The following is a 19,123-nucleotide window of genomic DNA, read 5'->3' on the forward strand; positions in this document are numbered from 1 at the left end:
CCAAGGACCTGCGCGACAGGTCCACGAGGCACAGAGGCGGGTATGTCGAGCAGGACATCCCCCAGAGTTGCGGTGCTGATGGGCGGCCCGTCCGTCGAGCGCGAGGTTTCGCTCTCTTCGGGGCGGGAATGCGCGGCCGCGCTCCGGGACGAGGGATTCGAAGTGATCGAGCTGGATGCGGGCCGGGACCTGGCCGCGCGCCTCGACGCCATTCGCCCCGACGTCGCCTTCAACGCGCTGCACGGGCGCTGGGGCGAGGATGGCTGCGTGCAGGGACTGCTCGAATGGCTGGGCCTGCCCTATACCCATTCCGGCGTGCTGTCCTCGGCGCTGGCCATGGACAAGCAGCGCACCAAGGAGGTCTACGCCGCCAGCGGCCTGCCGGTGGTCGAGAGCCGGCTGGTGGCGCGTGACGTGGCCGCGGCGGCCCACGCTATGGACCCGCCCTATGTCATCAAGCCGAACAACGAGGGATCCTCGGTCGGGATCTACATCGTGCCGCAGGGCGCCGACGCGCCGCCGCGCCTGGCGGACGACATGCCGGCCACGGTCATGGTGGAGCGGTACGTCGCCGGGCGCGAGCTGACCGTCAGCGTCGTGGGGGACCGCGCCCTCACCGTCACGGACATCCTCACCGAGGGCTGGTACGACTACCAGGCGAAATACGCCGCCGGCGGGTCGCGCCACGAGGTGCCCGCCGACGTACCGGCCGAGATCCATGACGCCTGCATGGACTATGCCCGTCGTGCCCATGCGGCGCTGGGCTGCCGTGGCGTGAGCCGGACCGATTTCCGCTGGGACGAGTCCGCCGGGGCCGCGGGGCTCTACCTGCTTGAAACCAACACCCAGCCGGGCATGACCCCCACCTCCCTGACCCCCGAGCAGGCAGAGTATTGCGGCATGGGGTTCGGGCCGCTCTGCCGCTGGCTGGTGGAGGATGCATCATGCGGCCGATAAGGCGCGATCCAACCCCGCGCCGCGATCCGGCGCCGAGCCGCTGGGCCTACCGGATCGAACGGATGTGGCTGACGCCGTTCTACCGCGCGCTTCTGCGCAAGGGGCTGCCGGTGGCCGTCATCGCCGGCGGCGCCGCCTGGTATCTCGGCGATGCCGACCGGCTCGACGCGCTGCGCGGCCACGTCGCAGAAATCCGCCGCTCGATCGAGCAGCGCCCCGAATTCATGGTCGACCTGATGCGGATCGAGGGCGCGTCGCCCGAGCTTTCCGCCGACATCCGCGAGATCCTGCCGGTGGATTTTCCCGTCAGCTCCTTCGATCTCGAGCTGGATCACATGCGCGCACAGGTCGCCGGCCTCGACGCCGTGGCGGGCGCGGAACTGCGCGTCGTCGCGGGCGGTGTGCTGGAGGTGAGCGTCGATGAACGCCTGCCGGCGGTCGTGTGGCGGTCTCGCGAGGGGCTCGAACTGCTGGACGAGGGCGGTCACCGCGTCGCCGCGATCCCGGCGCGGGACGCGCGCCCGGACCTGCCGCTCGTCGCCGGCGACGGTGCCGACCGGGTCGTGGCGGAGGCGTTGCAGGTGCTCGCCGCGGCGACGCCCATCGGCGACCGCGTGCGCGGGCTGACCCGCATGGGCGAGCGGCGCTGGGACCTGGTGCTCGACCGCGACCAGCGGATCATGCTGCCCGAAAGGAACCCGGTCGCGGCGCTCGAACGGGTCATCGCGCTCGATGATGCGCAGGACGTGCTCGCCCGCGACGTCAGCGTCGTGGACATGCGCGACGGGCGCCGCCCGACGCTGCGGCTCAGTGGCAAGGCGCTGGAAGAATTGCGCCGTTTCAGAAGCCTGGATGACGGAGAAGACGCCTGATGACCGATCTCTACCAGTCCCAACGCGCGATGCGGAACAAGCGCCAGGCCGCCATGCAGAGGGGCGTCGTCGCCATTCTGGATGTCGGCACGTCCAAGATCGCCTGTCTCGTGCTGCGCTTCGACGGCCTGGATCCCGTCAAGACCGCCGACGGCGTCGGGCCGATGGCCGGGCAATCGCGGTTCCGCGTCATCGGCGCCGCCACGACCCGCTCGCGCGGGGTGCGGTTCGGCGAGATCGACGCCATGCAGGAAACCGAACGCGCGATCCGTACCGTGGTGCAGGGCGCGCAGAAGATGGCCAATGTCCGGGTGGATCACGTGATCGCCAGCTTCTCGGGCGCACGCCCGCGCAGCTACGGCCTGGCAGGGGCGATCCCGCTCGAGAACGGCGCGGTCGACGAATGCGACGTCGCACGGGTCCTGTCGGCCTGCGACGTGCCGGATTACGGCGCGGGGCGCGAGGCGCTCCACGCGCAGCCGGTCAATTTCGCCATCGACCATCGCAGCGGTCTCGGGGATCCGCGGGGCCAGATCGGCAACCGGCTCTCGGTGGACATGCATCTGCTGACCGTCGACGGGGCGGTGGTCGAGAACCTGCTCTACTGCGTGAAGCGCTGCGATCTCGAGCTGGCCGGGATCGCCTCCTCGGCCTATGTGTCGGCCATCGCGAGCCTCGTCGAGGACGAGCAGGAGCTTGGCGCGGCCTGTATCGACATGGGCGGCGGCGCGACCGGGCTGTCGATCTTCATGAAGAAGCACATGATCTATGCCGACAGCGTGCGGCTGGGCGGCGACCACGTCACGCTCGACATTTCCAAGGGCCTGCAGGTGCCGATGCAGACCGCCGAGCGGATCAAGACCTTCTATGGCGGCGTGGTGGCCACGGGCATGGACGACCGGGAGATGATCGAGATCGGCGGCGAGACCGGCGACTGGGAACACGACCGGCGTACGGTCAGCCGCGCCGAGCTGATCGGCGTGATGCGCCCGCGCGTCGAGGAGATCCTCGAAGAGGTGCGCGAGCGGCTCGACGCCGCCGGCTTCGAGCATCTGCCGAGCCAGCGGATCGTGCTGACCGGCGGGGCCAGCCAGATCCCGGGGCTCGACGGTTTGGCGGGCAAGATCCTGGGCCAGCATGTCCGGCTCGGGCGCCCGCTGCGCGTGCAGGGGCTGCCGCAGGCCGCGACCGGGCCGGCCTTTTCCTCTGCGGTGGGGCTCTGCCTGTTCGCAGCGCATCCGCAGGACGAATGGTGGGACTTCGAGATCCCGGTCGAACGCTACCCGGCCAGATCGCTGAAAAGGGCGGTGAAGTGGTTCAGGGACAACTGGTAAACCGCAATATCTGGGGAACTCAGCAAAATCCCGCCGAATTGGCGGGGAAAGCGCCCATATATTGTGTCAAATTGGCGTTTTTTTGGTGACCTCGCGGAACGCGTTGGTTACGCTGTGGAATCAAACAGGCGGACTCCGGCCCCGGCCGGAAATGAAAACAGGCGGACGGAACCGATGACCTTGAACCTCACAATCCCCGATCATCAGGACCTCAAGCCGCGGATCACCGTGTTCGGTGTCGGCGGAGCCGGCGGGAACGCCGTGAACAACATGATCGAGAAACAACTCGACGGCGTCGAGTTCGTGGTGGCCAACACCGACGCGCAGGCGCTGTCGCAGGCCCGGGCCCAGTCGAAGATCCAGATGGGCGTGAAGGTCACGGAAGGCCTCGGCGCGGGGGCCCGCCCGTCGGTCGGTGCGGCCGCCGCCGAGGAGACCATCGAGGAAATCGTCGACCATCTCGCCGGGGCGCATATGTGCTTCATCACCGCCGGGATGGGCGGGGGCACCGGCACGGGCTCGGCGCCGATCATCGCCCATGCCGCCCGCGAGCTGGGCGTGCTGACCGTCGGCGTCGTGACCAAGCCCTTCCAGTTCGAAGGCGCCAAGCGCATGCGCCAGGCCGAGGAAGGCGTCGAGGCGCTGCAAAAGGTCGTCGACACCCTGATCATCATTCCGAACCAGAACCTTTTCCGGCTTGCCAACGAGAAGACCACCTTCACCGAGGCCTTCTCGATGGCCGACGACGTGCTCTACCAGGGCGTGAAGGGCGTCACCGACCTGATGGTCCGGCCGGGCCTGATCAACCTCGACTTCGCCGATGTCCGCGCGGTGATGGACGAGATGGGCAAGGCGATGATGGGCACCGGCGAGGCCGACGGCGAAGATCGCGCCATCCAGGCCGCCGAGAAAGCCATCGCGAACCCGCTTCTGGACGAGATCAGCCTCAAGGGCGCGAAGGGTGTGCTCATCAACATCACGGGCGCGCATGATCTGACGCTCTTCGAACTGGACGAGGCGGCGAACCGGATCCGCGAAGAAGTCGACCCGGACGCCAACATCATCGTCGGCTCGACGCTCGACCCGGACATGGAAGGCACCATGCGGGTGTCGGTGGTGGCCACCGGGATCGACGCCTCCAACGTCCATGCCGACATGCCGGTGCCGCGCCGCCGGATTTCCGAGCCGCTGAAGCCGGCGGCCACCGTCGCCGAGGAAGAACATGCCGCCGCCGCGGCAGCGCTGTTCGAGACCCAGCAGCACCCCCATGCCGAGCACGACCAGCCGGCGGAGCCGCAGGGCGAGCCGTCGCTCTTCGGGGATTTCCAGCGCGAGGAACAGCCCGCCGCCGCCACCGGCACTGGCTTTGCCGCCGACAACCGGGGGGCGCCCGGGGCTGCCGCGGACGACCTGCCGCCGCCGGCCTACCAGCCGGAGCCGCAGCACGAGCCGGCCGCCCGGCAGGATCCGCCCGCGGCCGAAGCCGATGCCTATGTGGCGCCGAAGCCGCCCGCACCCGGCACCGCCTCGCCCGAGGCGATGCAGCGGCTGCGCGCCGCGGTCAACAAGACGCCGCAGGGCGCGCAGCAGCAGCCGCGCGCGACCGAGGAGGATCGCGGCGCGCATGGAGACCGGAAGCTCTTCGGGATCAACTCGCTCATCAACCGCATGACGGGCCATCACGGCGAGGAAGCCCCCGCGCAACCGCGCGCCGTCCAGGAGCCGCCGACGCGCCGCGCGACGCCGGCCCAGACCCATATCGAGGAAGAGGAGGAGACCGATCCGGAACAGGAACGGATCGAGATCCCGGCCTTCCTGCGACGCCAGGCGAACTGAAGCCGTCACAATCCCAGGGAAGAGGCCGGCGTTGCCGGCCTTTTTCTTGTTGCTTTTCAAGAGCCTGGAGTTTGGATTTCCCGGGATGAGCGGATTTCCGCGCCCCCGGATTCCCTATGTTTCAGAGAGAAATAAAGATTGAGTTGAGGTGTAACCCTTGCGGCTCTACCCCTCTGCGGTAACCCGGCCCGGGGTGTGACTCATGCCCGGGGCGACAGATTCCAAGATGGACCGCATGGTACAGACGACGCTCAGGGCAGACATCGCGATTCCGGGAACAGGCCTGCATTCCGGCAAGCCGGTGCGCATGACGCTGCGTCCGGCGCCGGCAAATCACGGCATCTGGTTCCGGCGCACCGACGTCACCGATCGCGACAACATGATCCCGGCGCGCTACGACGCGGTCACGGCGCCGCAGCTCTGCACGCCGCTGGTCAACGCCGAGGGTGTCGAGGTCTCGACGGTCGAGCATGTCATGGCCGCGCTGGCCGGGTGCGGGGTTCACAACGCCCTGGTCGAAATCGACGCGCCCGAGGTGCCGATCCTCGATGGAAGCTCGGCCCGGATCGTGCGCGAGATCCTGCGGCGCGGGCTGCGCTCGCAGGATGCGCCGCTCTTCGTGTTCCGGGTGCGCGAGGCGATCGAGATCCGCGACGGCGACGCGATGGCGCGCCTGGAGCCGGCCGACCGGTTCGAGATGGATTACCGGATCGAGTTCGACGAACCGGCCATCGGCACCCAGGAACTTCGGCTCGACCTGTCCAACGGGGCTTTCGTGCGCGAGCTGTGCGACAGCCGGACCTTCTGCCGGCAGCGCGACGTCGAGGCGATGCGCGCCGCGGGTCTCGCCAGGGGGGGCAGCTACGAGAATGCCGTCGTCGTGCAGGATGCCGAGGTGCTCTCGCCCGGCGGGCTGCGCCACGCCGACGAGTTCGTCCGCCACAAGATGCTCGACGCGCTGGGCGATCTCGCGCTTGCCGGGGCGCCGATTCTCGGCCGTTATACCGGGCTGCGCGCCGGTCACGCGGTCACGAACGCGCTTTTGCACAAGCTCTTCGCCACGCCCGGCGCGGTGGAGGTCATGGAATGCGATGCCGAGACCGCGGCCATGCTGCCCGGGGTGGGCATCGAACACGGCGATCTCTCCCGGGTCGCCTGAGGCGCGGAAACCGTTTTTCCTCCGGTTTTTATGTGCTAGGAGAAACCGGCGCGGCAGCCATGCCGCGGACAGGACAAGACGGGGTTTGGTGTTCATGGCACGAGGCAGGAGACTGGCGGGAACCCTGGGCGCGTTTGCGGTTCTTGCGGTGCTCGGGGCCTGTGGTGGCGGATCGCGCGAAGCCCCTCTGGACAGCTACTCGGCCGAGGAAATCTACCAGCGCGCCGAGGCGCGGCTGGACTCCGGCAATCCCGACGGCGCGGCCGAATACTTCGTCGAGGTCGAGCGGCTCTATCCCTATTCCGAATGGGCCAAGCGGGCGCTGATCATGACGGCCTATTCCTGGCACCAGGCCGGCGAATACGAGCAGAGCCGCGCCGCCGCGCAGCGCTACATCGATTTCTACCCCGCCGACGAGGACGCGGCCTACGCGCAGTACCTCCTGGCGCTGAGCTATTACGACCAGATCGACAAGATCGGTCGCGACCAGGGGCTGACCTACCAGGCCCTGCAGGCATTCCGGCGGGTGATCGAAAACTATCCCGACAGCGAATACACGCAGTCCGCGATGCTGAAATTCGATCTCGCCTTCGACCACCTGGCGGCCAAGGAAATGGAGATCGGGCGTTACTACCTGAAGCGGGGGCATTACACCGCGGCGATCAACCGTTTCCGGGCCGTCGTGGAGGATTTCCAGACCACCACGCACACGCCCGAGGCGCTGCACCGGCTGGTGGAATCCTACCTGTCGCTCGGCCTCGCCGCCGAGGCGCAGACCGCCGCCGCGATCCTCGGCCACAACTACCGAGGCAGCCCGTTCTACGACGACAGCTACAGGCTGCTGACCGGTCGTGGCCTCGCGCCCGAGGCGCGCGGCGACAGCTGGCTTCGCGCGGTCTACCGGCGCACGATCCGCGGCGAGTGGCTCTGACGGGAGCCACCTCGCATGCTGCGAAGCCTCGACATCCGGGACATGCTGATCATCGACCGGCTGGAGATGGATCTCCGGCCGGGGCTCAATGTGCTGACCGGCGAGACCGGCGCGGGCAAGTCGATCCTGCTGGACGCGCTCGGCTTCGTGCTGGGCTGGCGGGGGCGTGCGGAGCTGGTGCGCGCCGGGGCGGCGGAGGGCGAGGTCGTCGCGGTCTTCGACCTGCCGGGGACGCATCCGGCGCGCGCCGTGCTCGACGAGGCCGGCCTGCCCGCCGGCGACGAGCTGATCCTGCGCCGTGTCAACCGCCCCGACGGGCGTAAGCAGGCCTGGGTCAACGACCGGCGCTGTTCCGGCGAGGTCTTGCGCGCGCTTTCGGACATGCTGGTGGAGCTTCACGGCCAACAGGACGACCGCGGCCTGCTGAACCCGCGCGGGCACAGGGCGCTGCTGGATGCCTATGCGGGTCTGGATGCGCAGCTGGCCGACACGCGCGCGGCCTGGCGCGCGCGGGCGGCGGCGCGCAAGGCGCTCGACGCGGCCGAGGCGCAGCTGGCCGAGGCCGAGCGCGAGGAAGAGTTCCTGCGTCACGCCGTGGGCGAGTTGGACGCGCTGGACCCGCAGCCCGGGGAAGAGGCCGACCTCGACCGCCGGCGGCGCCTGATGCAGGGCGCCGAGCGAATCCGCGAGGACATCGCGCGGGCGCATGCGGCGCTGGGTCCCGAGGGGGCCGAGGGGCTGATGGGCGACGCGCTGCGCTGGCTCGAAGATGCGCACGACCAGGCCGGCGAGCAGCTCGAGGCGCCGCTCGCGGCGCTTGGCCGCGCGCTGACCGAACTGGGCGAGGCCGCGCAGGGCGTCGAACAATGCCTCGAGGCGCTCGATTTCGACCCGCACGAGCTGGAGCGGATCGAGGAACGGCTCTTCGCGATCCGCGCGCTGGCGCGCAAGCATGACGTTCTGCCCGACGAGCTGGGCGGCTTTGCCGGCGACCTGCGCGCCCGGCTCGACGCGATCGATCGCGGCGCCGAGGAAATCGCCGGCCTGAAATCCGCCCTGGCCGAGGCCGAGGGTGGCTATGACGCCGCCGCGGGCGCCCTGTCCGAGATCCGCCACGAGGCGGCCGCGCGACTCGATGCGGCGATGGCCGACGAGCTGGCGCCGCTCAAGATGGAGCGGGCCGTGTTCACGACCGGGATCGCCCCGGCGGAGCCCGGCCCCGAGGGGCGCGACGCCGTGACCTTCCGCGTCGCGACGAACCCCGGCGCCCCGGCCGGGCCGCTCGACAAGATCGCCTCCGGCGGCGAGCTGTCGCGTTTCCTGCTGGCGCTCAAGGTGTGCCTGACGGGCCGCCAGGCGGGTCTGACGATGATCTTCGATGAGATCGACCGCGGCGTGGGCGGCGCGACCGCCGACGCGGTGGGCCGGCGGCTCGCGCGGCTGGCGGACGGGGCGCAGGTGCTGGTGGTGACCCACTCGCCGCAGGTCGCGGCGAAGGGTGCCCACCACTGGCGGGTGGAAAAGCGGGTCGAGGGCGATCAGACGACCTCGGCCGTGGTGCCCCTGTCCGGGGCCGCGCGGGTGGACGAGATCGCCCGGATGCTGGCCGGGGACCGCGTCACCGACGAGGCACGGGCCGCGGCGGAGGCGCTGCTCGGGGGTTAGGCCCGGTAATCCGCGGCACGCAGCCCGTCCTCGCCCGCCAGGTGGGTTTCCGCCCCCGGCACGATGTCGGTGTTCTGTGCCGCCACGGCCTGCCAGCCCGCGCCGGTGTCGCGGAGCACGGCGACCAGGATCGTCTGCCGGTCGGGCGCGGTGCCGCCCTTCGGCCGCAGCTGTCCCGAGAGCCGGAACCGCGCATGAACCACGGCCATGCCGGCGCCGAGAGCACGCGTCTTGACGCAGCCCAGGGCAAGCCGGCTCTCGGCGAAGAAGGTGGTCAGCCCGTACTGGTGGGCGCGGCGGATGGCGGCGCGATCTTCCCACCAGATGCCGACGACGTTCACGAAATCCGCGTCCTCGGCGAAGAGCGTGGCCAGCGCGCCCGCGTCGCGGTTCATCCAGGCCTCTGCGAAGGCGCGCGGGAAATCACCGGGCGTGGCGGGCAGCATCGCGCCTCACGCTCCGCGGATCATCTTGCCGGGGTTCAGGATGCCCTGCGGATCGAGCGCCCGCTTGATCTGGCCCATGACGTCCCAGCCGGCGCCGTGCTCGGCTTCCATGTAGTCGAGCTTGCCCATGCCGACCCCGTGCTCGCCGGTGACCGTGCCGCCGAGCCTGAGCGCGCGTTCGACCATCCGGTGCGACAGCGCCTTGGCCGCCGTCATTTCCGCGTGGTTGCCGGGTTCGACCAGCAGGATCGCGTGGAAATTCCCGTCACCCACATGGCCGAGGATCGGACCCGGGATCGGGCTTGCGTCGATATCGGCGCGGGTCTCCGCCACCGCCTCGGCGAGCCGCGAGATCGGCACGCAGAGATCCGTGACCACCGCGGTCGCGCCGGGGCGCAGTTGCAAGCAGGAATAGTAGGCGTTGTGGCGCATCTTCCAGAGCCGGTTGCGTTCCTCGGTCTGCTTGGACCACTGGAACTCGGAGCCGCCGAACTCGGCCACGATCTCGCCGAAGCGTTCCGACTGCTCGGCCACGCCGGCATCGGAGCCGTGGAATTCCACCATCAGGTGCGGCTTTTCCGGCATGCCTGCGCCAGATTGCGCGTTGAAGGCGGCGGCGGTGGCCTCGTCCACGAACTCGATCCGGGCCATGGGAATGCCCATCTGGATCGTCGTGATCACCGCGCTGACCGCGTCGCCGATCTCGTCGAAGGCGCAGATGCCGGCGGAAATCGCCTCGGGCTGGCCCTGCAGGCGCAGCGTCAGCGCCGTGATGACGCCGAGCGTGCCCTCAGAGCCCAGGAAAAGCCCGGTCAGGTCGTAGCCGGCCGAGGTCTTGCGCGCCCGGCTGCCGGTGCGGATGATCCGCCCGTCGGCCGTCACCACCTCGAGCGCCAGGACGTTGTCGCGCATCGTGCCGTAGCGCACGGCCGTGGTGCCCGAGGCCCGCGTCGCGGCCATGCCGCCGATGGTGGCGTTGGCGCCGGGATCGACGGGAAAGAACAGGCCCGTGGCGCGCAGTTCGGTGTTCAGCGCTTCGCGCGTGATGCCGGGCTGCACGGTGCAGTCCATGTCGGCGTCGTTGACTTCCAGCAGGCGATCCATCCGCACGAAGTCGATCGTCACGCCCCCCTTGAGCGCCAGCGCGTGGCCCTCGAGCGAGGTACCGACGCCCCAGGGAATGATCGGGCAGTCGTTCGCCGCACAGATTCGCACGATCCGGGCAACCTCGTCGGTGGTCTCGGGATAGGCCACCGCGTCGGGCGGCAGGTGCGGGAAATGGGTCTCGTTTTGACCGTGCAGGTCGAGATCGGACTTGGAGGTGGTGATGCGATCGCCTAAGACTGCCTGCAGTTCGGTAATTGCCTGCTGGATCGACATCTGAGCCTCCTGTTCCGGGTCGGACCGACACTAGGCCAGTGCGGCGGCAGGGAAAAGCCGGTTCGCCATGCGGTAGGGAACGGTGCTCAGGCAGATCCGAGAGTTTCTCGAACGGGAGCTGACCGGCGGGGTCAGGAACCTCCGGCATGCCTGGCGCACCATGCGCGAGAAGGGACCGAGCCAGATCCAGTTCTGGCTGATCGCGCTTCTGATCGGGATCGCCGCCGGCTTCGCGGCGCTGTTCTTCCGCAAGGGGATCTCGGCGCTGCAGACCCTGATCTATGGCACCGACGACGTGATGCTGGCCAGTCACCTGCAAACCCTGCCCTGGTGGGTCGTGCTGATCGTCCCCGTGATCGGCGGGCTTGTCGTGGGCATCATCCTGAACGCCATGACGCCCGACGGGATATCGCGCGGTGTCGCCGACGTCATAAACGGCGCGGCGCTCCGCGACGGGCGGGTCGAGATCCGCGCCGGCATCGCCTCGGCGCTGGCGTCGCTGGTCACGCTCTCGACCGGCGGCTCAACGGGACGCGAGGGGCCGGTCGTGCACATGGCCGGCGTGATCTCGACCTGGGTCTGCCAGCGCATCAACGCCAGCGGCATGACCGGCCGCGACCTGCTGGGCTGCGCGGTGGCCGCGGCCGTGTCGGCCTCGTTCAACGCGCCGATCGCGGGCACGCTCTTCGCGCTCGAGGTGGTGCTGCGCCATTTCGCCGTGCATGCCTTCGCGCCGATCGCCATCGCCGCGGTCGCGGGAACGGTGGTGAACCGGCTCGAATTCGGCAACATCACCGAGTTCAGCCTGACCGAGGAAAGCGTGCTCGCCTTCTATGTCGAGCTTCCGGCCTTCCTGATCCTCGGGCTGGTCTGCGGGCTCGTCGCGGTGATCCTGATGCGCGCGATCTTCCTGGCCGAGGATCTGGGCACGGTGATCCAGCGCGCCACCCGGATGCCGGGCTGGCTGCGCCCGGCGGTGGCGGGGCTGGTGCTGGGCGCCGTGGCGATCTGGTTCCCGCATATCATCGGGGTCGGCTACGAGACGACATCGGCGGCGCTGACGGGAGAATTGCTGCTCTGGAACGCGATGGTCTTCGCGGCGGTCAAGGTCTTCGCCGTGGCCGTGACCATGGCCGGGCGGATGGGCGGCGGGGTGTTCTCGCCGTCGCTGATGGTGGGCGCTCTGACCGGGCTGGCCTTCGGCCTGGTCGCCACGGCGATCTTTCCGGAGGTCTCGGGATCCGAGACGCTCTACGCGCTGGCGGGGATGGGGGCGGTCGCCGCGGCGGTGCTGGGCGCACCGATCTCGACGACGATGATCGTCTTCGAACTGACCGGCGACTGGCAGACGGGGCTCGCGGTGATGGTCGCGGTCTCGACCTCGACGGCGCTGGCCAGCCGCATGGTCGACCGCTCCTTCTTTCTCACCCAGCTCGAGAGACGCGACCTACACCTCGCGGCCGGTCCGCAGGCCTACCTGTTGGCCACCGTGCCGGTCAGCCTCGTGATGCGGCCCAAGGACAGCCAGCGCGCCGCGCCGGAGGACCGCTGCTGGGACCTGATCGAGCAGGGCGTCTATATCGACCGCGAGGCCACGCTCGAGGCCGCGATGCCGGTCTTCGAGGCCAACAACCCCGAATTCCTGCCGGTGGTCTCGCGGGCGGAGAAGGACGCGCCCACGGTGCTCTGGGGGGCGGTCTACCAGGTGGACGCGCTCAAGGCGTTCAACCGGGCGCTCTCGGCCACGGCGGCCGAGGAACATTCCTGACGGCGCGCGGCACCAGGATCAGAGCTGCTCGACCGTGACCTTTTCGGGATGGAAGGCGAGGTAGCCCCTGATCTGTTCCGCGCCGGCCACCGGATCCTCGTAGGACCAGCCGGCATCCTTGATGACCGTGCTCTTGGTCTGGATGCTGTAATAGGTGGCCTCGCCTATGTCGGGGGAGCGGGTGCGGGTCTCGGATTCGTCGAGGAACGCCATACCGATATCGGATCGCGGGAAATAGATCACCGCCGGCCGGTCACCCTCGTGGAATTCCAGCGCATCGCGGCTCTCGCCCAGCACCGCGCCGCCGGCGCGCACGACCCAGAGCCCCTCGGCCGGCCGTATCTGAATATGGTCGGTCATCCGTCCCTCCCTTTTTGTCTTCCCGGCATCCTATACCGGGGCGCTTGTAACGCGGGCGTGTCAGATCGGCGCGCAGGCGGCTTCGAGCCAGGCGCGCGCCGCGTCGCCGCAGCGGGGGCCGATCCTGTCCAGGACCTCGGCGTGATAGGCGTTGAGCCAGTCGCGTTCGGCCCCGGTCAGCAGCGCGGCGTCGATCAGACGCCGGTCGATCGGCACGTAGGTGAGCGTACGGAAGGCCAGCATCTCACGCGCGTCGGCCCCGGGCAGCGCCGGCGCCTCTTCCACCACGATCAGGTTCTCGATCCGGATGCCGAAGGCCCCCTCGCGGTAATAGCCGGGCTCGTTCGACAGGATCATGCCCGGTTCCAGCGGCACGTGCGAGATGCGCGACAGGCGTTGCGGTCCCTCGTGCACGCTGAGATAGGCACCGACACCATGCCCCGTCCCGTGGTCATAGTCCAGACCCGCCTGCCAGAGCGGCCAGCGCGCCAGCGCGTCCAGGTCGCGCCCGGCCAGGCCACGCGGCCAGCGGGTTATGGAGATCGCGATCATGCCCTTGAGCACGCGGGTGAAACAGGCGCGTTCCTCGGCGCCGGCGGCGCCGATCGCCATGGTGCGGGTGATGTCGGTGGTGCCGTCCAGGTACTGCCCGCCCGAATCGACCAGCAGCAGCTCGCCCGCGGCAAGGCGGCGGTTCGAGTCCTCGGTCACCCGGTAATGGGGCAGGGCGGCGTGCGGTCCCGCGCCGGCGATGGTCTCGAAGCTGATGTCCTGCAGCGCGCCCGTGGCCTGGCGGAACCCCTCGAGCGCGGTCGCCACGTCGATTTCCGTCAGCGCGGCCGGGTCCTGCGCGTCGAGCCAGGCCAGGAATTCGACCATCGCGGCGCCGTCGCGCAGATGTGCCTCGACGGCGCCGGCGATCTCGGTTTCGGTCTTGCAGGCCTTGGGCAGGATGCAGGGATCGTCGGCCCAGGCGATGGCCACGCCCGCGGCCTCGAGCGCGGCGGACACCGCGCAGGGCGCGCTGGCCTTGTCGACGCGCACCGGGCCTGTCAGCGCGGCGAGCGCATCCTCGAAGGCGTCCCAATGGGCCAGGTCGATGCCCGGATCGGGGCCGAGACCGTCGAACTTCTCGGGGTCGGAGAACAGGTGCAGATGCCCGTCGTCATGCAGGATCGCGAAGGCGTGGACGACCGGGTTCCGGGGAATGTCGGCGCCGCGGATGTTCAGTAGCCAGCAGATCGAGTCGGGCAGGGTCAAAACGGCGGCCTTGTGGCCGGCTGCGCGCAGCGCCTCGGCGATCTCCGCGCGCTTCGTCTCGTCGCCTTTCCCGGCATATGCCTTGGGATAGCTTCGCACCGGCTCTGCCGGGCGGGCGGGGCGGTCGTCCCAGACCCGGTCGAGCGGGTTTTCGACCGGCGCCAGTACCACGCCGCTGCCCGCCAGCGCCGTCGCGATCTCTTCGATCTGGGCGGGGGTATGCAGCCAGGGATCGAAGCCGACCCTGCCGCCGGTGGGCAGGTGCTCCCTGAGCCATGGGCCGGGCTTGGTCTCGGGCCAGTCGACGGGGGTGAAGTGGGCGGTATCGACCTGGGCCTTCACCTGCACCCGGTAGCGGCCGTCGACGAAAATGCCGGCGATATCCCGCAGCACGACCGCGAAACCGGCCGAGCCGGTGAAGCCCGTGAGCCAGGCCAGCCGCTCGTCGCGGGGCGCGACGTATTCGCCCTGGTGGGCATCCGCCCGCGGCACGAGAAAGCCGTCGAGCCCCGCGGCGCGCATGGCCTCGCGCAGCCGGGCGAGCCGCGGCGGACCCTGTTCGGGGCGGGAGGTGACGGCGAAGGACTGCAGCATCAGCTTGCCCGCGTCAGCGCGACGCGCATGGCCCGTTCCGAGGCCCGCGGGTCGATGTCGAAAAGCGCGGCCAGCTGCTCGGTCATGGCACCGGCCAGCTGTTCGACGTCGGTGATGGTCACGGCCCGGTCGTAGTAGCGGGTCACGTCATGGCCGATGCCGATGGCCAGGAGTTCCACCTGCTTCTTGCGCTCGACCATGGCGATCACGTCCCGCAGGTGCTTTTCGAGATAGTTGGCCGGGTTCACGGACAGGGTGGAGTCGTCCACCGGCGCGCCGTCCGAGATCACCATCAGGATCTTCCGCGCCTCGTTGCGCGCGGTCACGCGGCGATGGGCCCATTCCAGCGCCTCGCCGTCGATATTCTCCTTCAGCAGGCCTTCTTTCATCATCAGGCCGAGGTTGGGCCGGGCGCGGCGCCAGGGCGCGTCGGCGCCCTTGTAGACGATGTGGCGCAGGTCGTTCAGGCGGCCGGGCTGCTGCGGGCGGCCGTCGGCCAGCCACGCCTCGCGGCTTTGCCCGCCTTTCCAGGCGCGGGTGGTGAAGCCGAGGATCTCGACCTTGACCTGGCAGCGTTCCAGCGTGCGCGCGAGGATGTCGGCGCAGATCGCCGCGATGGAGATCGGCCGACCGCGCATCGAGCCGGAATTGTCCAGCAGCAGCGTCACGACGGTGTCGCGGAACTCGGTGTCCTTCTCGACCTTGAAGGAGAGCGGCGTCGTCGGGTTCGCCACGACGCGGGCGAGCCGCCCGGCGTCGAGGATGCCCTCCTCGCGGTCGAACTCCCAGCTGCGGTTCTGCTGTGCCTGCAGGCGGCGCTGGAGCTTGTTGGCCAGCCGGCTGACGGCGCCCTTCAGCGGCTCGAGCTGCTGGTCGAGATAGGCGCGCAGCCGTTCGAGTTCCGCCGGTTCGGCCAGGTCCTCGGCGCGGATTTCCTCGTCGAAGCCGGTGGTGAAGACGCTGTAGTCCGGGTCGGCCTCGGAATGGGGCTGGGGCGGCGGCGGCTCGTGCGGCGGCTCGCCCTGGGGCAGCTCCGCCTCGTCGGCCATGTCCTGGTCGTCGGCCTCTTCCATTGAGACCTGCGCCTCGGACTGGTCGGTCTCCTGGCTCTCGGATTCGTCGGGCGGCGCCTCCTGGTCGTCGGTCGACTCCTCGTTGTCGCGCCCCTCGCTGTCGGGGGTCTCTTCCTCGCTCTGGTCCTCCTCGGCGGTCTCGTCCTGCTCGTCGTTCTCGGCGTCGGGATCCTCGCCAAGCTGGTCGCCATAGCCGAGATCCTCGATCACCTTGCGGGTGAAGCGGGCGAATTCCGTCTGGTCGGCCAGAACCCGGTCGAGCCGGCCGAGCGTGTCGCCGGCCTGGCCCTCGATGAAGCCGCGCCAGAGATCCATCACGTTGTCGGCGCCCGCGGGCAGGTCGCGGCCGGTCGCGAGATGGCGCACCAGGTAGCCGGCGGCCTGGGCCAGCGGCGCGTCGCCCGGGTCGGTGATATCGCCGTAGCCCCGGCGCGCGGCCTCGTCGGCGATGCGCGCGTCGATGTTCTTGGCGGTGCCGGGCATGTCGCGCGCGCCCATCGCCTCGCAGCGCGCGGTCTCCATCGCGTCGTAGAGCGCGCGGGCGATCTCGCCCTGCGGCTGGTATTTCGCCGCCGTCTTGTCGTCGTGGTACTTGCGGCGCAGCGCGAAGGCGTCCGCGGTGCCGCGCGCCAGCAGCACCTCGTCGCGGGTCATGCGCCGGCTGATCTGGGGCAGGCGCATCGAGTCCGACGTCATGCCCGGCGGATCGACGGAATAGCTGACCGACATCTCCGGGTCGTCGGCCATCGTCTTGGTCGCTTCCGCCAGTGCCTTCTTGAACGGGTCGGCGGGGTTGTCGGTCTGCCTGGTCATGATCCTCGCCGTCGCGGGCCGTCAGCCGAGGCTGACGCTCGCCGCGCTCTCGGGCAGCTCCTCGTCGAAGCAGCGCTGGTAGAACTCGGCCACGGTCTGGCGTTCCAGCTCGTCGCACTTGTTGAGGAAGGTCACGCGGAAGGCATAGCCCACGTCGCGGAAGATCTCGGCGTTCTGGGCCCAGTTGATGACCGTTCGCGGGCTCATCACGGTGGACAGGTCGCCATTCATGAAGGCGGTGCGCGAGAGATCCGCGACGGTCACCATCTGGCCGATGGTCCGGCGGCCCTTCTCGGTGTTGTAATGCGGGTTCTTCGACAGCACGATCTGCGTCTCGGCGTCGTGGCTGAGATAGTTCAGCGTGGCGACCATCGACCAGCGGTCCATCTGGCCCTGGTTGATCTGCTGGGTGCCGTGATAGAGCCCGGTCGTGTCGCCGAGCCCGACGGTGTTGGCCGTCGCGAAGAGCCGGAAATAGGGATGCGGCGTGATCACCTCGTTCTGGTCCAACAGCGTCAGCTTGCCGTCCACCTCCAGCACACGCTGGATCACGAACATCACGTCGGCCCGGCCGGCATCGTATTCGTCGAAGACGATGGCCGCGGGGTTGCGCAGCGCCCAGGGCAGGATGCCCTCCTGGAACTCGGTGACCTGCTTGCCGTCGCGCAGCTTGATGGCATCCTTGCCGATCAGGTCGATCCGGCTGATATGGCTGTCGAGATTGACCCGCACCGTGGGCCAGTTGAGCCGCGCGGCCACCTGCTCGATATGGGTGGATTTGCCGGTGCCGTGATAGCCCTGGATCATCACCCGGCGGTTATGGGAAAAGCCGGCCAGGATCGCGAGCGTCGTGTCGGGGTCGAACTTGTAGGTCGAATCGAGTTCCGGCACACGGTCGTTGGACTCGGCGAAGCCGTACACCTCCATGTCGGTGTCGATGCCGAAAACCTCGCGGACCGAATGCCGCTTCGTCGGCTCCTGTGCCATTTCCATCCTGCCGTCTGCCATGCTGTCATCCCGTTTCCGTGCGCCCGGTCCCCGGCCGGACGGCGCGTTTCGCAACCCGCGTGTAGTGGAACATATCGCGACGAGAGGCAAGGGGAAGGACGTCGCCCCGGCGCGGCCGGCGGTCCCGTCGCAGCGCAGCCGGTTCAGTCCTTGAAGCTGCGGCTTTCCTTGATCTGGTCCCAGGCCCAGACGACCTCTTGCAGGCGCTCCTCGTCGGCGCGCGTGCCGCCGTTCATGTCCGGGTGAAGATCCTTGACCAGCGACTTGTACTGCTTGCGGATCTCGGTGCGGGTCCAGTGATCCTGCGCGTCCAGGATCTCGAGCGCACGGCGCTCGGTCGGCGGCAGGCGCCGGGTCGCGGCGCCGGCTCGGCCCTTGCCCGGGTTCTGGGTCGCCTTCTCGCCAAGGATCTGCATCGGGTCGTCGATGCCGAGCCGTTCCCAGGCCCGCTGCTCGCGATCGTTGAGCGGACGCGTACCGCGCCCCCAGACCCGATCCTTCTGCATCTGTTCCTCGACCTCTTCCTCGTTCTGCGAGGAAAAGAAGTTCCACTTCAGGTTGTATTCCCGCACATGGTCGAGGCAGAACCAGAAATACTCGTCCAGGTGATCGGGCGATTTCGGCGCGCGGTACTGGCCGGGCTTGTCGCAGCCGGGCTGCTCGCAGACGCGCTGCGAGGTCTCGAAAGCGCCGGACATGCCGCGACGCCCCCGGTTGCGCTTCTTCTTGTCAACCGAGGCGCGGATATCGAAATCGAAAGGGGAACGGTCCGTCATGTGTCACGCGTTTGTTCTCGACTCGGGCGCATTAGTTTAGTGTTTTGTGCGCGCGAACCAAGGGCAATCTCTAAGGCAGATGGAATTTCACATGGGGCTTGAAGACCAGATCCGCAACCGGCTCGAAGAGGCGCTTGCGCCGACCGAACTCGAGGTCATCAACGAAAGCCATCGGCATGCCGGCCATGCCGGCGACGACGGTTCGGGCGAAAGCCACTGGCACCTGGTGATCGCGAGCCCGCGGTTCGAAGGAAAGAGTCGCATCGCGCGCCACCGGGCGGTGCATGCGGCGCTCGGCCCCGATATCATGGGCCGGATTCACGCCTTGTCGATGGATTTGCGCTGAGCGCGCGGCGGGGCCGGTCAGTCGCGCCCCGCATCCGCGTTCCGGTTCGGGACCATCCGGCCAAGCCGAGGTTCCTCGCGCCGGGCCGGCTGCGGGCCGGGATCGGGCACGGCAAGGCTTGCCTGCAGCCGTTCGAGAGCCGAGGCGCCGGGACGCTGCCGCGGCGGGCGGCCGGCGGTAACAGGGGGCGCGGCGCGCGCCGCGACGTCGGCGGCCGGGGCCCCTTCGGCCAGCGGGCGGCGAAAGACCAGCATGCTGCGATAGACCGTGCGCCGCGCCGCGAGACCGGCGCGTTCCTCGACGGGCAGGCTGTCGGTGCGGAGGTATTCCCAGCCTTCGGCGCCGAGCTCGTTCATCACCGTGCCGAGCGCATGGGCGAAGCGGTCCTCGGGGGCTCCGAGTTTCCTGCCCTTGGCCCCGCGGCGGGGCGCGGGGACGACACGGTATTCATAGCGGGACGGCATGGCCTGACTCCGGATCTGGTCGCGTCAGGGTAGAGCCTAGCAGCCGTTTGCCGCGGCTGTCCATTGTCGCGGGGCCGCGTG

The 19,123-nt window shown here is 69.2% G+C and carries 17 protein-coding genes; 9 read left to right on the top strand and 8 right to left on the bottom strand.

What is annotated here, in order from left to right:
* Positions 1-78: 78 nt before the first annotated feature.
* The 7 genes from ACQ5SP_RS03915 to recN all read left to right on the top strand — a co-directional run bounded on the left by ACQ5SP_RS03915 (position 79) and on the right by recN (position 8,754).
* A complete protein-coding gene (locus ACQ5SP_RS03915; protein ID WP_430936648.1) occupies positions 79-957 on the top strand; it encodes a D-alanine--D-alanine ligase in 879 nt (292 codons plus the stop codon).
* Positions 945-1,829 (top strand): cell division protein FtsQ/DivIB, encoded by an 885-nt coding sequence (locus ACQ5SP_RS03920; protein ID WP_430936650.1) that lies wholly within the window; start codon positions 945-947, stop codon positions 1,827-1,829. The genes ACQ5SP_RS03915 and ACQ5SP_RS03920 overlap by 13 nt, the downstream gene beginning before the upstream one ends.
* Complete coding sequence (gene ftsA / locus ACQ5SP_RS03925; RefSeq protein ID WP_430936652.1) at positions 1,829-3,163, top strand: cell division protein FtsA; 1,335 nt, start codon at positions 1,829-1,831, stop codon at positions 3,161-3,163. The genes ACQ5SP_RS03920 and ftsA overlap by 1 nt, the downstream gene beginning before the upstream one ends.
* A gap of 174 nt (positions 3,164-3,337) precedes the next feature.
* A complete protein-coding gene (ftsZ, locus tag ACQ5SP_RS03930; RefSeq protein ID WP_430936654.1) occupies positions 3,338-4,999 on the top strand; it encodes a cell division protein FtsZ in 1,662 nt (553 codons plus the stop codon).
* Between the two features lie 235 nt (positions 5,000-5,234).
* Entirely contained in the window at positions 5,235-6,158 is a 924-nt protein-coding gene (gene lpxC / locus ACQ5SP_RS03935) for a UDP-3-O-acyl-N-acetylglucosamine deacetylase (protein ID WP_430936656.1), read from the top strand.
* A 94-nt stretch (positions 6,159-6,252) separates the two neighbouring features.
* On the top strand, positions 6,253-7,089 hold the full coding sequence (locus ACQ5SP_RS03940; RefSeq protein ID WP_430936658.1) for an outer membrane protein assembly factor BamD: 837 nt from the start codon (positions 6,253-6,255) through the stop codon (positions 7,087-7,089).
* Between the two features lie 15 nt (positions 7,090-7,104).
* The gene (gene recN / locus ACQ5SP_RS03945; protein ID WP_430936660.1) at positions 7,105-8,754 is read left to right on the top strand and encodes a DNA repair protein RecN; all 1,650 of its coding nucleotides are present in this window, start codon (positions 7,105-7,107) and stop codon (positions 8,752-8,754) included.
* Here the strand turns inward: recN and ACQ5SP_RS03950 are convergent.
* Positions 8,751-9,200 (bottom strand): YybH family protein, encoded by a 450-nt coding sequence (locus tag ACQ5SP_RS03950; RefSeq protein ID WP_430936662.1) that lies wholly within the window; start codon positions 9,198-9,200, stop codon positions 8,751-8,753. The two genes, recN and ACQ5SP_RS03950, sit on opposite strands and share 4 nt — an antisense overlap.
* A 6-nt stretch (positions 9,201-9,206) precedes the next feature.
* Entirely contained in the window at positions 9,207-10,580 is a 1,374-nt protein-coding gene (locus ACQ5SP_RS03955; RefSeq protein WP_430936664.1) for an FAD-binding oxidoreductase, read from the bottom strand.
* An 82-nt stretch (positions 10,581-10,662) separates the two neighbouring features.
* Here ACQ5SP_RS03955 and ACQ5SP_RS03960 point away from each other — a divergent pair, with 82 nt between their 5' ends.
* Positions 10,663-12,348, top strand: coding sequence for a chloride channel protein (locus ACQ5SP_RS03960; RefSeq protein WP_430936666.1), 1,686 nt, complete (start codon positions 10,663-10,665; stop codon positions 12,346-12,348).
* An 18-nt stretch (positions 12,349-12,366) separates the two neighbouring features.
* On the opposite strand, the gene ACQ5SP_RS03965 is transcribed toward ACQ5SP_RS03960, so the two are convergent.
* From ACQ5SP_RS03965 to ACQ5SP_RS03985, 5 genes are all read right to left on the bottom strand, one after another.
* Positions 12,367-12,708 carry a DUF427 domain-containing protein gene (locus tag ACQ5SP_RS03965; protein ID WP_430936668.1) on the bottom strand — a complete coding sequence of 114 codons (342 nt, stop codon included), beginning with the start codon at positions 12,706-12,708 and terminating at the stop codon, positions 12,367-12,369.
* A 60-nt stretch (positions 12,709-12,768) separates the two neighbouring features.
* Positions 12,769-14,562 carry an aminopeptidase P family protein gene (locus ACQ5SP_RS03970; protein ID WP_430936670.1) on the bottom strand — a complete coding sequence of 598 codons (1,794 nt, stop codon included), beginning with the start codon at positions 14,560-14,562 and terminating at the stop codon, positions 12,769-12,771.
* Positions 14,562-16,448 (bottom strand): cobaltochelatase subunit CobT, encoded by a 1,887-nt coding sequence (gene cobT / locus ACQ5SP_RS03975; protein WP_430936672.1) that lies wholly within the window; start codon positions 16,446-16,448, stop codon positions 14,562-14,564. Before cobT ends, ACQ5SP_RS03970 begins: the two co-directional genes overlap by 1 nt.
* Before the next feature lie 21 nt (positions 16,449-16,469).
* Positions 16,470-17,456 carry a cobaltochelatase subunit CobS gene (cobS, locus tag ACQ5SP_RS03980; protein WP_430936674.1) on the bottom strand — a complete coding sequence of 329 codons (987 nt, stop codon included), beginning with the start codon at positions 17,454-17,456 and terminating at the stop codon, positions 16,470-16,472.
* A 143-nt stretch (positions 17,457-17,599) separates the two neighbouring features.
* Positions 17,600-18,232: a DnaJ domain-containing protein gene (locus tag ACQ5SP_RS03985; RefSeq protein ID WP_430936676.1), complete on the bottom strand. Its 633-nt coding sequence runs from the start codon at positions 18,230-18,232 to the stop codon at positions 17,600-17,602.
* A gap of 91 nt (positions 18,233-18,323) precedes the next feature.
* On the opposite strand from ACQ5SP_RS03985, the gene ACQ5SP_RS03990 reads away from it, so the two are divergent.
* The gene (locus ACQ5SP_RS03990) at positions 18,324-18,578 is read left to right on the top strand and encodes a BolA family protein (protein ID WP_430936678.1); all 255 of its coding nucleotides are present in this window, start codon (positions 18,324-18,326) and stop codon (positions 18,576-18,578) included.
* 17 nt (positions 18,579-18,595) lie between these two features.
* Here the strand turns inward: ACQ5SP_RS03990 and ACQ5SP_RS03995 are convergent, their stop codons facing one another.
* Positions 18,596-19,042, bottom strand: coding sequence for a DUF4177 domain-containing protein (locus ACQ5SP_RS03995; RefSeq protein WP_430936680.1), 447 nt, complete (start codon positions 19,040-19,042; stop codon positions 18,596-18,598).
* Between the last annotated feature and the right edge of the window lie 81 nt (positions 19,043-19,123).

The sequence above is a fragment of the Rhodovulum sp. YNF3179 genome, assembly GCF_050586465.1.
Taxonomy (GTDB): Bacteria; Pseudomonadota; Alphaproteobacteria; order Rhodobacterales; family Rhodobacteraceae; genus CAJXYS01.

Coding starts and splice junctions, on each gene's coding strand:
- ACQ5SP_RS03990 (WP_430936678.1), top strand. CDS start 18,324: ATGGGGCTTGAAGACCAGATCCGCAACCGGCTCGAAGAGGCGCTTGCG.
- ACQ5SP_RS03915 (WP_430936648.1), top strand. CDS start 79: ATGGGCGGCCCGTCCGTCGAGCGCGAGGTTTCGCTCTCTTCGGGGCGG.
- ACQ5SP_RS03955 (WP_430936664.1), bottom strand. CDS start 10,580: ATGTCGATCCAGCAGGCAATTACCGAACTGCAGGCAGTCTTAGGCGAT.
- ACQ5SP_RS03995 (WP_430936680.1), bottom strand. CDS start 19,042: ATGCCGTCCCGCTATGAATACCGTGTCGTCCCCGCGCCCCGCCGCGGG.
- ACQ5SP_RS03920 (WP_430936650.1), top strand. CDS start 945: ATGCGGCCGATAAGGCGCGATCCAACCCCGCGCCGCGATCCGGCGCCG.
- ftsZ (WP_430936654.1), top strand. CDS start 3,338: ATGACCTTGAACCTCACAATCCCCGATCATCAGGACCTCAAGCCGCGG.
- ACQ5SP_RS03985 (WP_430936676.1), bottom strand. CDS start 18,232: ATGACGGACCGTTCCCCTTTCGATTTCGATATCCGCGCCTCGGTTGAC.
- ACQ5SP_RS03950 (WP_430936662.1), bottom strand. CDS start 9,200: ATGCTGCCCGCCACGCCCGGTGATTTCCCGCGCGCCTTCGCAGAGGCC.
- ACQ5SP_RS03970 (WP_430936670.1), bottom strand. CDS start 14,562: ATGCTGCAGTCCTTCGCCGTCACCTCCCGCCCCGAACAGGGTCCGCCG.
- ACQ5SP_RS03940 (WP_430936658.1), top strand. CDS start 6,253: ATGGCACGAGGCAGGAGACTGGCGGGAACCCTGGGCGCGTTTGCGGTT.
- cobT (WP_430936672.1), bottom strand. CDS start 16,448: ATGACCAGGCAGACCGACAACCCCGCCGACCCGTTCAAGAAGGCACTG.
- lpxC (WP_430936656.1), top strand. CDS start 5,235: ATGGTACAGACGACGCTCAGGGCAGACATCGCGATTCCGGGAACAGGC.
- ACQ5SP_RS03965 (WP_430936668.1), bottom strand. CDS start 12,708: ATGACCGACCATATTCAGATACGGCCGGCCGAGGGGCTCTGGGTCGTG.
- recN (WP_430936660.1), top strand. CDS start 7,105: ATGCTGCGAAGCCTCGACATCCGGGACATGCTGATCATCGACCGGCTG.
- cobS (WP_430936674.1), bottom strand. CDS start 17,456: ATGGCAGACGGCAGGATGGAAATGGCACAGGAGCCGACGAAGCGGCAT.
- ftsA (WP_430936652.1), top strand. CDS start 1,829: ATGACCGATCTCTACCAGTCCCAACGCGCGATGCGGAACAAGCGCCAG.